The sequence below is a fragment of the Arthrobacter sp. M2012083 genome, assembly GCF_000281065.1.
In the GTDB taxonomy this organism is placed as follows: domain Bacteria; phylum Actinomycetota; class Actinomycetes; order Actinomycetales; family Micrococcaceae; genus Arthrobacter.
In genome coordinates this window covers 146,803-160,823 of record NZ_AKKK01000062.1, presented here as the reverse complement: position 1 = coordinate 160,823, position 14,021 = coordinate 146,803, and the positions used below count along the sequence as shown (strand labels likewise).

Sequence of the window (14,021 nt, the reverse complement as noted above, 5' to 3'; positions counted from 1 at the left end):
CACTGAACATGGAACCAAATAAGTAGCTCCAACGAGGGCCGGCCATCACAACGGGCCGGCCCTCGCGGCATATCCCCGAAAGGCAGGAATTCCGCGGTCATGGCAACCTCCGGCAATCTGGAAGCTGAACAGAAATTCGACGCCGAAGCGTCCTCGCCGCTCCCTGCCCTGGACGCGATTGACGGGATAGGGCGAGTGGGTGAACCCGCAAGCCACAGCTTGGAAGCCATTTACTTTGACACCCGCCACTTGGCCTTGGCCTCACGCGGAATCACACTGCGCCGCCGGACGGGCGGGCCAGACGCCGGCTGGCACCTGAAACTCCCGCACAGTGCGGGAAAGCGAACAGAGATCCAGGAACCGTTGGGCAACGCCGACACTGTTCCGGTGGAACTCATGGACCGCGTGCTCGCGTACACCCGGGGTCATGCCGTGGCGGCCATCGCAACCCTGAACACGGAACGAACCAGCTATCCCTTGTATGGCAACGATGGCCACCGCCTGGCTGACTTCGTGGATGACTACGTTCGCGCCAAAGCGGTGCTTGGTGAACCTCGCGAGCTGGAATGGAGGGAGTGGGAGGTGGAGCTGGCACCGGATGAAGCCGACGACGACACCTTGCTGGGCACCCTCACGCAGCAACTTTCCGATGCCGGAGCTAAACCGAGCGAGCGTACCTCCAAACTGGCCACCGCATTGGGAGACTCATGGCCCGCTTCGAAGCGAACAGAGCATGAAGAGCCCAGCGGCAACGGTCCAGCCGTACTTCCCGTGCTCAAATACCTGGACGAGCAAGTGGCCGACCTACTCCTCCAGGACTCCCACGTTCGCCTTGCCCGTGACGATTCAGTTCACCAAATGCGGTCACAGATCCGTCGGATCCGTGCTGTCCTGCATGGTTTTAGGCCGCTGTTCGAAACGGACCCGGTGGTGAACCTCGAAAAGGAACTGAAGTCACTCGCGAAGACCCTTGGCCGGTACCGGGATGTGGAGGTCTTGCACGAACGCTTGAAGAGCAGCCTCGATGAACTGCCCGGAAAGCTCGTCCTGGGTCAACTCCATCATGAGCTGGAAGAGCGTATGGCACTGCGGGCAGATACTGCGATGGCTGCCGTAAGGAACCGTTTGAACAGTCCCCGCTACTTCAAGTTGCTGGATGATCTGGAAGCTTTCATCGACGCTCCGCCCACCACGTCAAAGGGTGACGCGGCGGGGAAGGAGACCACGGCGAAGCTCGTCAACAAGGCAGGCAAAAGGCTCCGCAAACGGCATGACGAAGCGGTGGGTGCCGCCGTCGGGCCTCAACGCGACAAAGCATTCCACGAAGTGCGGAAGGCCGCTAAGAAGCTGCGCTTTGCCGCAGCGGCTGTGGAAGGTATCCACGGCAAACGTGCCGTGAAGTTGGAGGACGCGGCGCACACGGTCCAGTCTATTCTTGGCGACCACCAGGACAGCGTGATGGCGCGGGCGGAACTTTTGAAGCTGGGCGCTGCGCCGGGCGTCAGCAACGGTGCTTTCACGTATGGAGTGATCCACGCGATGGAAAGCACCGCCGCTGACGCCACTGAGCAGGAATACCTGCGGAAGGGCAAGAAGGCGCGAAAACTACGCCTCAAGAAGTAGGTCCGGGCTTACTTCTTGAGGAACGCCAGCAGGGCCTCGTTGATTTCTTGCCCGTGCGTCCAGAGGAGACCGTGAGGTGCACCCTCGATTTCCAGGTACTCGGCGCTGGGCAGGGCTTCCTTGAATCGCCGGCCCGTCACGTCGATAGGGAGGATGTTGTCCGCCGTGCCGTGGACGATCAAGGCCGGGACATCGATCTTGGGGATGTCCGCTCGGAAGTCCGTCAACCAGGTGGGCTGGGCAGCTACTGAGGCGAACGCACCGGATTTGCTGGCAAGGTTCCAGCTTGCATCCACTGATTCCTGGCTGAGCCGTGCGGTGCCAAGGAAGGTGTCCGTGTTGTAGAAATTCTTGAAGAAGTCGGTGAAGAAGGCGTACCGGTCGGCCTTGACGGACTCGGCGAGGCCATCGAAGACCTCCTGCGGGACACCGTCAGGGTTGTCGTCGGTCTTCAGAAGGAAGGGCTCCAGGGAACCGAGGAACACGGCCTTTGCGACGCGGGCCGAGCCGTAAGTGCTGATGTAGCGCGCAACTTCACCTGTGCCCATGGAGAAGCCCACCAGCACGGCGTCGTTCAGGTCCAAGGTGTCCAGCACGGTCTTCAGGTCTGCGGCGAAGGTGTCGTAGTCGTAGCCTTCGGTCGGTTGGCTGGACTTGCCGAACCCGCGGCGATCGTACGTGATGACGCGGTACCCGGCGTCGAGCAGTGCGGCGGTCTGTTTCTCCCAAGAGGATCCGTCCAACGGGTAGCCGTGAATCAGGACCACTGCCTGGCCGGCCCCATGGTCCTCGTAGTAGAGCTCAATCTCAGTGCTGTTTTCGTTTCCGACGGTGATGTAAGCCAAAACTCAAGTCCCTTCGATGCGGTTCAACACGAACGTTTCCAGCCTACTGTCCGGGCAGACACTGACACGGGGCTCCGGCTCAGGGTGGTGTTCCCACCACCACCATCCGCGGACACTGGTTCCCGACGCTGTTGCAGTGGATTCTTGGATCACCGCCGATGACGAAACCAAGGAACACTCATGCCCCTTGCCCTACGCTCCGCCACAGAGAGTTATGCCTCAATCGACGACCTCTTGGGCGACGGACGCCGCCGCTTCTTCAGCCACGGTTACAAGACCACCAACCCGCGGCTGCGGAACCTTCGAGTCGCCCACACCGTCGCTGAGTCCAACCTGACTGCCCGAGCCAGCTTGGGTGTTGAGGGAGTTTGGTCCGTCAAAGGCAATCAGGAGCAAACTCCGCACCTTGGCACCACGGACGTTCTTGTCCTTGCCTGCAGAATGGCGGAGGCCCTGCTGGCCAGCAGATTCTCGCCGGACATATTGCCGGCCGCTTACCTGACGTCCGTCACCATCTCCGGCGGCAGTGAACCGGTGGAAGGCGAATTGCGTGATCTCGGCTGCAAGGCTACGCTCCAGGACCACGGTGACGGGTCCGTCCTGAGGTGCTCGGTTGCCTCCATGAGCGCGGTCCTTGAAGTAGCCCACGCTCCGGCTGAACTTGGACTTGCTTCCGTCGAGTCACCCTCAGAAGAAGCGTTGGTGGGCGCCGCCGCCACTCGACTCTATGGTGACCTGTGGGCTGAACGGCAAGTTACGTTGTCGGACGTGGTTCTCGAACCGGAACTGCGTGAACCGGTACAGGGTACGGCCCACGCGCAGCTCTCGTTTCGCCAGCAACCGACGTTGGGCCACCAGCTGGCTGACCGGCGAGGCCTGGAAGCTGCATACCCCCAGGCGTTGTCCGCCGTCGAGTACTTCGTGGCCACCCTGCAACTAGGGCAGGTCCTGCTCTACAGGCTGGACGCCATGAACCGTTCCGACAGCAACACGCTCTGGATGCGCAAGACCCGGGTTACTTTTACCGGTCCCGGCCCGAAAATTGGGGGCGGCCAGGGAACCGGTTTGAGTGTGGGGTTGCAAAAGAGCCGGCTGATCGGGAAGGACGGCGGGTTCTGGCGCTGCGCCGACGTCGTGGGAACGTTCGACGGCGGCGAGGTAGTCTGCAGCGTCGCTCACCAACTTCCGGCAGGGGCTATTCAATGAGCGACAAATCCGCGGTGGTCCGGGGCCTGGGCGGCGCGCTTCCTGAACGCGTGGTCACGAATGAGCACCTCTCCACCGTCATGGATACCTCCGATGAATGGATCAGGCGCCGGACCGGCATCGCCGAGCGGCGCCACTCGGACGAAACTGAGAGCACCAGCGTGCTCGCCACAACAGCTGCACGACGCGCCTTGGCAAGTGCCGGCGTCGATTCCGTGGGGCTGCTGATCGTGGCGACCTCGACGCCGGACAAGGTCTGCCCCGCCACTGCACCGAAAGTAGCGGCGAACCTTGGGCTTCAGGGGATTGCCGCCTTCGATATTTCGGCGGTTTGTTCAGGATTTGTGTACGCTCTCGCTACGGCCAGCTGGGCCATCACCTCAGGCTCCGTTGGTTCTGCACTGGTGATAGGCGCGGACACATTTACCCGCCTGCTGGACCCCACGGATCGCACCACGTCCGTGATCTTCGGCGACGGAGCAGGAGCGGCCTATCTCTCGGCCGGAACCGCAGACGAACCGGGTGCCATCCTTGCTTCCACGCTCCACTCCGACGGCGACGGGGAAACGCTGATTCATGTTCCACGCAGCGCCGGTGCCTTCTTTGAAATGCAAGGCAAGGAAGTGTTCACGCAGGCGGTGACTGCGATGTCGGACTCCGTGGAGACCGTGCTGGCGAGTGTTGGCTGGACGGCTGGGGACGTCGATTCGCTGATCGCGCACCAGGCCAACCTGCGGATCCTCAACACGGTGGCCTCGGTGACCGGAATACCCGGTTCCAAAGCCGAGGTCCACTTGAACAGGGTGGGAAATACCTCAGCCGCCTCGATTCCACTTGCCATGACCGACGCCGGCACCAAGGGCCACAGGTCTCCCGGGGACAAAGTGGTCCTGACGGCCTTCGGCGGGGGAACCACCTGGGGTGCCATCGCCATGACCTGGCCTTCGATCTCGGTTGTGGACCCGCATTAGGGCCGCTACCGATTCCTGCGGGCAGGGTGCCTTGCAGGATCACCGTGGCCCGGCCATCCCGGGCCACACTACAAAGGGGGAAACCACATGGAAATTACAGCTCTGGACGTCGTTGAGGCTATCCGATCCACCATGGACGAGCTCAGCCACATGGGCCCGGACGACTCCTTCGCGGACCTGGACATCGATTCACTGTCCCTTGTTGAAGCGGCCGTCATCCTGAGCAACAAGTTCGGCGTGCGCGTGGACGAATTCGAACTCGCAGACGCAGGAACTGCCCGGGTTGCGGCTGGACTGGTGACCGGGAAGCTTGCCCTGCAACCCGCCGTCTAGCGGGAACCCACTACCGAGTTACTTTCGCCATTACATAGACACAGATACAAACAGTGAGGACACCCATGGCCACTCCGGCAATTGCAGTTGTTTACTATTCAGGTTCCGGTCACACCAAGGTCCTCGCGGACGCAGTGGTCTCCGCTGCCGCCTCCACGGGAGCCACCGCAGCCCTCCTGCGTGTGGATGACCTAACCGAGGAGTCCTGGAACTTCATCGATGAGGCCGATGCCATCATCTTCGGCGCACCCACGTACATGGGTACCGCGCCTTCAGCGTTCCACGCCTTCGCAGAAAAGACGGCAGGCCGTTGGGCTGTGCAGAAGTGGCATAACAAACTGGGTGCGGGCTTCACCAACGCCGCGTGCAAAGCAGGGGACAAAAACTCAACCCTGGACTACTTCGCGACTTTTGGCGCACAGCACGGCATGAACTGGATCAACCTCGGCCTGCTCCCAGGCTGGAAGAGCACCAAGGGTACCGAAAACGACCTCAACCGCTTCGGCTACTTCAACGGCGCTGCCGCCCAAACGTTCTCGGATGTTGGCATCGAGGGCGTCCACCCCGCAGATATCGCTACGGCCGCCCATCTGGGCCGGCGCGTTGCGGAAATCACGGCGGTCTTCGCCGCCGGAAAGGCCGCCTTGGAGAACCTCGGCCAGGAGAACCGCACCTCTGAGAACCACACTTCAGACCGGGAACTCGTCAGCACGGGGGCATAAACGACCCCGCGCGAGGAGAGCCGGGCGACACGGAAAGAGCCTGGCGACACGGAAAGAGCCGCGCGACACGGAAAGAGCCTGGTGACACCCATATCCGGGTGTCGCCAGGCTTTATCCGTGGCGCTGATCCGTGTGGACGTCCCTGCTCGGCTCAGGGGACAGGGTCTTTTCCACGAGCAGGCGCACGGCAGGGTTGCCCAGGTGGAACAGATGGCCTCCAGTGTCCAGTTTGATCAACCGCGGTTCGGCCGCGCACCATGCCGCCCAGCGGAGGGAATCGGCAACCGGCACCACGGGATCGTCGGCGCTGTAGAGGACGGTGGCTGGGACTTCCAACTGTTTCCTGGGTGGTCTTCCGGGATACCCCGCCAGGAGATCGAGGTCCTCAAGGAGGACTTCCCGGGCACGCGGGGATAGTGCGCCGGCAGCGGCAACTGCGGCAGCACCGGCGTCGTGCATTCCCGACGGCGGGCGCGTGGCGGCAAGGAAGACATGGGCCACCCGCCCTGTGTGCTGTAGCCGCAGGGCGATCTCGAAGGCGAGGACAGCCCCCATGCTGTGGCCGTACAGGGCGACCCTGGCGGACGGCGAGGCTGTCACGCGCTCTGCGAGGGCGTCAGCAGCCGCCCCCAAGGAGATGAAGTCCCAGCCACGATAGCTGAGTTTGGTCACCGTCACGCCGTCGAAGCGCCAGCCCGCGAAACTGGCCGTAGTCCCACCGGCATGGTGCAGGCAAAACAGGTGCACGCCGGGGTCCCGACCGTCAGTTGAAGGCGAGCCGGTGGCGGTCGTGCTCCAAACGGGACGCTGCAACGTCATCCATGTGTTCTTCCGCCCATTCCTTCATTTCAAAGATGATGCGAAGCAGCGAGCGGCCGCGGGGAGTGAGTTCGTAGTCGGTGCGAATAGGAACTGACACCGTGACATGACGGAGGACCAACCCATCGCGTTCCAGGGAGCGGAGGGTGGACGTCAGCATCTTCTGGCTGGCACCCGGGATGAGCTTCCTAAGGTCACTATGGCGCTGCTGGCCGTCCTCAAGGGCAAGCATCACCAAGGTGACCCACTTGCTGCTGATGGCCTCCAGCAATTGCCTGGCCGGGCAAAGGTCCAAGGACGCGTTGTAGTGCTTCCGGGCTTTCTGGCGTTTCTGTTCAGCCGTGAGAGTCATATCCCCAATACTTTCCTCATCAAGTGGACTGCTGGGCACAGTTTACTCGGGGCCTATGACAGCGGGGGGAACGGTGTCGTAAACCTTAACTCACCGGCGTGGCCGAGACCCCCAGCCTTGCGTCAACAACCAGGGATTCCCCCGCCAGGGCCATGAATTGGAGATCCGAATGATGGTCCCCGTAAGCGAAGCTGCCCGGGAGATCAACGTTGTTCGCTAACGCGTGGGCCAGGACAGCCCGGGCTTTGGCATTACCCACCAGCGCTTCCTCGATCCCACCGGTGTACTTGCCATCGGCCACCAACGGGCGGGTGCACAACAGCTCAAGGTGAGGCCATCGCCGTCGAACCCGTACCAAAGCCGGCTCGAACGATGCCGTCACTGCCACCAGTTGCCGCCCGCAGTCCGCATGGGTGTCCAGGATAGACGCCACAGGCTCCAGGAAAGCCCAGTCGGCCGCCTGCCCATCCTGCAGATCCGCCCAGCGCTCGCCGAGTTCGGCCACCTCTGTGACGCTTCGGCCGCGCCACCAGCGGAAGTAGCGGGCGTTCGTCACCGAACGCGGGACCCCGCTCTCCGCTGCAGTGCGCAGACCTGCAAGGAACTCCTCGGCCTCTTCAGCCCGGGCGTTTTCGGCGGCGTCGAAGCGAAGGAACTCGAAAATGGTGTTGTAAGCGGTGACGGTGCCGTCAATGTCTGTGTAGGCAGCTTGGCTGCGGCTTGGGGAGGATTCTTCCACAGGAAGAATCCTAGGGACCGATACGCCGTTCGGAAGCCCCTGGGGGCAGGGCACTTTGAGGTGCCCTAGGCACAAAAAAGTGCGTTCTTACGCGGCGCCGCGCTGTCAGTGAGGATCGATGACGGGGCACAAAGCGTCCCCGAAAGCACAGCCTCGAAAGGAAGCCAATGCCTACCATCCTCCACATCAACGCCTCTCCGCGCTACGCCAACAGCGACTCCCTGCGGTTGGCCCGGCACTTCATCGATTCCGTCCAGACTGCCGGTGCGGAGAGTTTCGAAGTGGAGACGCTGAACCTGTTCGACGACGGTGCGCTACCGGTTTTCGGTCGCGTCGCCGCGGCTGCCAAGATGGCTGTTTTCACCGGCCAGGACCAGACGCCCGATCAGGTTGCCGCCTGGGAATCTGCCCGTGCGGTATTCGACCAGTTCGCTGCCGCCGACGCGTACGTCTTCAACATCCCCATGTGGAACTCGGGTGTTCCGTACGTCCTGAAGCAGTGGATCGACATCATCACCCAGCCCGGCTGGAGCTTTGGTTTCGACCCCGAGCAGGGCTACCGCGGCCTGCTGGAGGGCAAGCAGGCCCTCGCAATCCACACCAGCGGCGTTTACGCACCGGGCGTGCCGGCCGCGTTCGGCTCCGACTTCAGCAGCACTTTCTTTGCCGACTGGCTGAACTTCGTGGGCATCGAGGACGCCACGCACGTCCGGTTCGCACCCACGGTGCTCAACGGAGACGTGGATGGCACCCGTAAGGTTGCCGAGGCCGACCTCAGCGACGCCGCCATCGAGTTCGCCGGCAAGCTCAGCGCCGCGGGAACCCTCCAGCTCGTCAACGACTAAGGCGGACGCAGTGCGCATCGGCATTTCAGGTACCTATTCCTCGGGCAAGACGTTCACGTCCATGGCCTTGTCCCACTACACGGGGCTGCCCCGGACCAAGGCAAGGACCATGCGTGAAATCCTCCCCGAGGCCGCGCCGGGCAAGACCCTTGAGGAGTGCACGGCCGCGGAGCTTATCCAGATGATCGTGACACGCCACGTTGAGCGGGCCGTTTACGAGGACAAGCTCTCGGCAGGATTCATTTCTGACGGGTCGTCCTTGCAGGAATGGATCTATGGGTCTGTGCGGGTTTCCCTTGGCCTGAATCCCAGTGCCTCGGCGCATCTTTCGGCGGGTGAGACCGTGGAGAAGACGCCGGAACTCGCCTTCTTCGAAGAGGTGATGACCAGCCTTGGCAACAGCTTCAAGAGGCACGTGCAGAACTCCTTCGATGTGTTCGTGCACCTGAAGAACGAGCTCCCGCTCTCCGCCGACGGGCACCGTCCGGTCAACGATCAGTTCCGGAACATGTCCGACGACATCTTGCAGCAAACCATGGACGAGCTGGGGATACCGTTCCATGTGGTGTCCGGTTCCGTGGAGGAACGACTCGATCAGATCGCTTCCCTGTTCAAGCTGGAGCCACGCATGAGTCCGGAGGATGCTGCGCGTTTGGCTTCCGAAGAGTACGCACAGTTGGACGTCCGTTCTGAAAAGGAACGTGTCCTGCAGTAATCCGCCTGACCCAGGATTCCGGATTCTACTCACCCGTCCGTCCGGCCGACTGCCACAGAGCGGTCGGCCGGACGCTCGTCATTAGTGGAGAACCCATGCCCACCCATCCTTCTGCTTCCCACCAAGCGCGGTCCAACCATGCGCGACTAGGCGAGTTCTTTCGCACCCGCCGCGAGCAGACCCGGCCGGAGGACGTCGGGTTACCGGTCAGCCCGCGACGCCGGACTCCCGGACTCAGGCGGGAAGAGGTGGCCGTCCTGGCCAACGTTGGGGTCTCCTGGTACACGTGGCTGGAACAGGGGCGGGCCATCGGTGCTTCCGCAGAAATCCTGGACGCGATAGCCAATGCCCTGCAGCTCAGTCCTGAAGACAGAACCTATGTCCGCAGGCTGGCGTCAGGGCGCCGGCCCAACCCTGCCGCGGGGAACACGCAGGCCGCCGGTACTGGTCGCTTTCCTGCGTCCGGGGACGGTGGACAGCGTTTCGACGTCGACATCACCCAGCTGGCGCTTCTGCAGCAACTGGTGGATGCCATGGCAAATCCCAGCTACATCGCAGACCCGTTCTGGACCGTCGTGGCCATGAACGCGGCCGCGGCTGACACCTTTGATACCCGGGTGGGCGAGAGCTGCCTCCACCGCTTCTTCACCGATCCGGAGCTTGCCCGGCCCCACGTTCACAAAGAGATGATGGCCCGATCCATGGTTGCCCAGTTTCGTGCGCAATCAGCCAAGTTCCCGGACGATCCACGTTTCGACACCATGGCCAGGAGCCTCTGTGAGGTCTCGAAGGCCTTCAACGAACTGTGGCAGCGTCAGGTGGTGAGCGACTCGTACCATGTGGACGTTGTTTACGACCACCCAACACTTGGACGGCTCAGCTTCGCCCCCATGGTTCTGGGCGTGCCGCAGTTTCCCGCTCTCCGCTTGTTTACCTACCTACCCAAAAGCGGGACAGGGACGCAGGCATCCCTTTTGGGGCTCGGCCGGAAGGCTGTTGTCTAGCTCGGCATGACTTTCCTCTAGTTGCCCGCAGCAACCAGACGTAAACTGGCCTTCGGTTCACATCGGCTGGCTCGGAGATCCCATGCTGTGGAAGGTACTTGTTCGCTTCCTGCGGCCGCATCAGCGGCTGCTGGTCGCCGTCGTCGTTTTCCAGCTGGCGCAGTCCATCGCGTCCCTTTACCTTCCTACGCTTAACGCCGACATCATCGACAACGGCGTGGCCACCGGGGACACCGACTACATCCTGCGCATGGGCGGACTCATGCTGCTCATTACCTTGCTGCAGATCGCGTGTGCCGTGGTGGCCGTGTACTTCGGTGCGAAGGCTGCCATGGGGATGGGTCGTGACCTCCGCGACGCGATTTTCAGCCGGGTAGGGGAGTTCTCGGAGCAAGAGGTCACCAAATTCGGGGCGCCGTCCTTGATCACCCGATCCACCAACGACGTGCAGCAGGTGCAGCAACTGGTCCTCATGTCCTGCACGCTGATGGTCGCGGCTCCCATGCTGAGCATTGGCGGCGTGGTCATGGCCGTGCGGCAGGACGCGCAATTGTCCTGGCTTATTGCGGTATGCGTGCCGGTGTTGCTGGTGGCGGTAGGGCTGATCGTGACGCGGATGGTGCCGCTGTTCCGCAAGATGCAGGTCCGGATCGACGCCGTAAACAGGGTTCTCCGCGAGCAGCTCACCGGCATTCGTGTGGTGCGGGCTTTCGTCCGTGAGGACATGGAGGCAGTCCGGTTCGGCAAAGCGAACGACGACGTTACTGATGTTGCGCTCCGGGCCGGCCGTTTAATGGCGCTCATGTTCCCTGTGGTCATGCTGGTGATGAACGTTTCCAGCGTGGCGGTGATCTGGTTCGGATCCTTCAGGATCGAGGACGGCTCCATGCAGGTTGGCACCCTGATCGCGTTCCTGAGTTACCTCATGCAGATCCTGATGTCCGTCATGATGGCCACGTTCATGGCCGTGATGATCCCGCGCGCGTCCGTCTCGGCCGACCGGATCGGCGAGGTGCTGGACACCGAATCAAGTGTCCAGCCGCCGTCGAACCCTGTCACCGGCGGTATCCGCCGCGGCGAACTGGAGATGCGCGACGTCGGATTCGCCTACCCGGGTGCCGAGCAGCCGGTGCTGAGCGGAGTCACGTTCACGGCGTTGGCCGGTCAGACCACCGCAATCATCGGCAGCACCGGCGCCGGCAAAACCACGCTCGTGAACCTCATGCCGCGGCTGTTCGACGCCACGTCCGGTTCCGTGCTGATGGACGGCGTGGACGTCCGCGAACTGCACCCGGACCTGCTCTGGGGCCACATCGGGCTGGTGCCGCAGCGGCCCTACCTGTTCTCCGGAACGGTCCGCAGCAACCTTCAATACGGCAAACCCGATGCCACTGAGGACGAGCTGTGGCAAGCGCTGTCCGTGGCCCAGGCCCGGGATTTTGTGGAAGAGATGGAGGGCGGCCTGGACGCGGTCATTTCGCAAGGCGGTACCAACGTCTCCGGCGGGCAGAGGCAAAGGCTCGCGATCGCCCGGGCACTGGTGAAACAACCTGAGCTTTATATCTTCGACGACTCCTTTTCGTCCCTGGACACCGCCACCGACGCCCGACTCCGGCAGGCCCTGAAGCGGCACACGAACGGTGCCACGCTGGTGATCGTTGCGCAGCGCGTCTCCAGCATCGCGGACGCGGACCAGATTCTAGTGCTCGACGACGGCAGGATCGTTGGGCGCGGAACGCACCATGAGCTGTTGGAAACGTCCGAAACGTACCGGGAAATCGTGTCCTCCCAGCTCGCGGCGGAGGAGGCAGCATGAGTGCTGTGTCAGCCGGTCCCCGTGGTCCGCAGCGGCCGGCGATGGGCCCGGGCCGGGGAGGTCCGTTTGCGGGGATGAACATTCCTGCAGAGAAGGCCTCGAATTTTGGTGTCTCGGCCCGGCGTTTGCTGGGGACCCTGCGGCCTGAACGCTTTTGGTTGATTCTGGTGCTGGTCTTCGCCGTGGTCAGCGTTACTTTATCCGTGATCGGCCCCCGGTTGCTGGGCGAAGGCACCAATCTCATCTTCGCCGGCGTCGTCTCCAAACAGCTGCCCGAAGGCGCGTCCAAAGCCGAGGTGATCGCAGGTTTGCGCGCCGCGGGTGAGAACAGCAAGGCCGACATGCTGGGTGCCATGACCCTGACCCCCGGCGTCGGAATTGACTTTGGTGCGCTGGCCTCGGTGCTGCTGTGGGCACTGGTGCTCTATGTCCTGGCCTCAGCGTTCGGTTGGATGCAGGCGTACGTACTCAACGGCGTGGTGCAACGGACCGTGTACCGCCTCCGCGAGCGGATTGAAGCGAAAATCCACCGGCTACCCCTCCGCTATTTCGACTCCATCCAGCGCGGTGAGCTGCTGAGCCGGGTGACCAATGATGTGGACAACATCTCCCAAAGCTTGCAGCAATCCATCAGCCAGGTGGTGTCGTCCCTGCTGACCGTGCTGGGCGTGCTGGTGATGATGTTCCTGCTCTCGCCGTTGCTGGCACTCATCGCGTTGGTGACTATCCCCTTGACGCTGGGAACCACGCTGCTCATCGCCAAACGGTCCCAGAAGCTGTTCGTGGCACAGTGGAAAAACACGGGCGAGCTCAACGGCCAGATCGAAGAAACCTACACCGGGCACGCGCTGGTGAAGGTGTTCGGACGGCAGAACGAAGTCCAGGAGAAATTCCGCGCGAAGAACGGCGAGCTGTATCAGGCGAGCTTCGGGGCGCAGTTCGTGAGCGGCCTGATCATGCCGGCCATGACGTTCATCGGGAACCTGGTCTACGTGGGGATCGCCGTGGTAGGCGGCCTGCAGGTGGCCTCGGGCTCAATGCAGTTGGGCGATGTCCAGGCCTTTATCCAGTACTCGCGGCAGTTCACCATGCCGTTGGCCCAGCTCGGATCCATGGCGAATATGCTGCAGTCCGGTGTTGCCTCGGCCGAGCGGGTTTTCGACTTGCTGGATGAGGAGGAGGAGTCGGCCGAACCTGACCCTGTTCCGCCGTCGGGTCCGTCTCGAGGACGTCTCGTCTTCGAGAATGTGTCCTTCCGGTACTCGCCGGACAAGCCACTGATCACGGACCTTAGCCTGGTGGCCGAGCCAGGGCAGAGCATAGCGATAGTTGGGCCGACGGGCGCGGGCAAAACCACGCTGGTGAACCTCATGATGCGCTTCTACGAACTGGATTCCGGGCGCATAACCCTTGACGGCGTGGACATCACCTCACTGTCACGGCAGGAACTTCGCTCTCGGATGGGCATGGTCCTCCAAGACACCTGGCTGTTCGGAGGGACGATTCGCGACAACATTGCGTACGGGCGCCCCTCGGCTTCCGAAGCCGAGATTATGGAGGCCGCGCAGGCAACGTACGTGGACCGCTTTGTGCGGTCCTTGCCGGAAGGCTACGACACCTTGCTCGACGACGAAGGCGGCAACGTATCTGCAGGTGAGAAACAGCTGCTCACCATTGCCAGGGCCTTCTTGTCCCGTCCCTCGGTGCTGATCCTCGATGAAGCGACCAGTTCCGTGGATACCCGAACCGAGGTATTGGTGCAGAAAGCCATGAATGCCCTGCGCTCTGACCGGACCAGCTTCGTGATCGCCCATCGGCTCTCCACCATCCGCGATGCCGACCTCATTCTGGTGATGGAGGCCGGGCAGATCGTCGAGCAGGGGACACACGCGGAACTGCTGGCCGTTGGCGGGGCGTACTCCCGGCTGTATGAGGCGCAGTTTGCGGCGCCGGTCTCTGAGGCCTGAGGAGCGTGCCTTCCAGACCTTCTGTGGATTGCTGATGGCGTTTGTCCAACCTAGGTGGGTTGAA

General features: G+C 62.5%; 14 protein-coding genes. 10 read left to right on the top strand and 4 right to left on the bottom strand.

Annotated elements, in window-relative coordinates:
- The first annotated feature begins 99 nt into the window (after positions 1-99).
- Positions 100-1,623: a CYTH and CHAD domain-containing protein gene (locus tag A477_RS0120315; protein ID WP_017200686.1), complete on the top strand. Its 1,524-nt coding sequence runs from the start codon at positions 100-102 to the stop codon at positions 1,621-1,623.
- A gap of 8 nt (positions 1,624-1,631) precedes the next feature.
- On the opposite strand, the gene A477_RS0120310 is transcribed toward A477_RS0120315, so the two are convergent.
- Positions 1,632-2,468, bottom strand: coding sequence for an alpha/beta fold hydrolase (locus A477_RS0120310; protein ID WP_017200685.1), 837 nt, complete (start codon positions 2,466-2,468; stop codon positions 1,632-1,634).
- A gap of 180 nt (positions 2,469-2,648) precedes the next feature.
- Here A477_RS0120310 and A477_RS0120305 point away from each other — a divergent pair, with 180 nt between their 5' ends.
- The 4 genes from A477_RS0120305 (at position 2,649) to A477_RS0120290 (ending at position 5,700) form a co-directional block, all read left to right on the top strand.
- Positions 2,649-3,674, top strand: coding sequence for an AvrD family protein (locus tag A477_RS0120305; protein ID WP_017200684.1), 1,026 nt, complete (start codon positions 2,649-2,651; stop codon positions 3,672-3,674).
- Positions 3,671-4,645 carry a beta-ketoacyl-ACP synthase III gene (locus tag A477_RS0120300; protein ID WP_017200683.1) on the top strand — a complete coding sequence of 325 codons (975 nt, stop codon included), beginning with the start codon at positions 3,671-3,673 and terminating at the stop codon, positions 4,643-4,645. Before A477_RS0120305 ends, A477_RS0120300 begins: the two co-directional genes overlap by 4 nt.
- Positions 4,646-4,732: 87 nt before the next feature.
- Positions 4,733-4,978, top strand: coding sequence for an acyl carrier protein (locus tag A477_RS22620; RefSeq protein WP_017200682.1), 246 nt, complete (start codon positions 4,733-4,735; stop codon positions 4,976-4,978).
- Between the two features lie 65 nt (positions 4,979-5,043).
- A complete protein-coding gene (locus A477_RS0120290; RefSeq protein WP_017200681.1) occupies positions 5,044-5,700 on the top strand; it encodes a flavodoxin family protein in 657 nt (218 codons plus the stop codon).
- Between the two features lie 111 nt (positions 5,701-5,811).
- Here A477_RS0120290 and A477_RS22810 read toward each other — a convergent pair whose 3' ends face one another.
- The 3 genes from A477_RS22810 to A477_RS0120275 form a co-directional block, all read right to left on the bottom strand.
- On the bottom strand, positions 5,812-6,519 hold the full coding sequence (locus A477_RS22810; protein WP_017200680.1) for a thioesterase II family protein: 708 nt from the start codon (positions 6,517-6,519) through the stop codon (positions 5,812-5,814).
- Positions 6,464-6,871, bottom strand: coding sequence for a winged helix-turn-helix transcriptional regulator (locus tag A477_RS0120280; protein ID WP_017200679.1), 408 nt, complete (start codon positions 6,869-6,871; stop codon positions 6,464-6,466). Before A477_RS0120280 ends, A477_RS22810 begins: the two co-directional genes overlap by 56 nt.
- Before the next feature lie 85 nt (positions 6,872-6,956).
- Positions 6,957-7,610, bottom strand: coding sequence for an HAD family hydrolase (locus tag A477_RS0120275; protein WP_017200678.1), 654 nt, complete (start codon positions 7,608-7,610; stop codon positions 6,957-6,959).
- Between the two features lie 167 nt (positions 7,611-7,777).
- Here A477_RS0120275 and A477_RS0120270 point away from each other — a divergent pair, with 167 nt between their 5' ends.
- The 5 genes from A477_RS0120270 (at position 7,778) to A477_RS0120250 (ending at position 13,957) form a co-directional block, all read left to right on the top strand.
- Positions 7,778-8,455, top strand: a complete 678-nt coding sequence (locus tag A477_RS0120270; RefSeq protein ID WP_017200677.1) for an FMN-dependent NADH-azoreductase — start codon at positions 7,778-7,780, stop codon at positions 8,453-8,455.
- A 10-nt stretch (positions 8,456-8,465) separates the two neighbouring features.
- Entirely contained in the window at positions 8,466-9,170 is a 705-nt protein-coding gene (locus tag A477_RS0120265) for an AAA family ATPase (RefSeq protein ID WP_017200676.1), read from the top strand.
- A 95-nt stretch (positions 9,171-9,265) separates the two neighbouring features.
- Positions 9,266-10,174, top strand: coding sequence for a helix-turn-helix transcriptional regulator (locus A477_RS22610; protein ID WP_044569307.1), 909 nt, complete (start codon positions 9,266-9,268; stop codon positions 10,172-10,174).
- Positions 10,175-10,256: 82 nt separating this feature from the next.
- Complete coding sequence (locus A477_RS0120255) at positions 10,257-11,990, top strand: ABC transporter ATP-binding protein (RefSeq protein WP_017200674.1); 1,734 nt, start codon at positions 10,257-10,259, stop codon at positions 11,988-11,990.
- On the top strand, positions 11,987-13,957 hold the full coding sequence (locus A477_RS0120250) for an ABC transporter ATP-binding protein (RefSeq protein ID WP_017200673.1): 1,971 nt from the start codon (positions 11,987-11,989) through the stop codon (positions 13,955-13,957). The genes A477_RS0120255 and A477_RS0120250 overlap by 4 nt, the downstream gene beginning before the upstream one ends.
- Positions 13,958-14,021 lie beyond the last annotated feature (64 nt).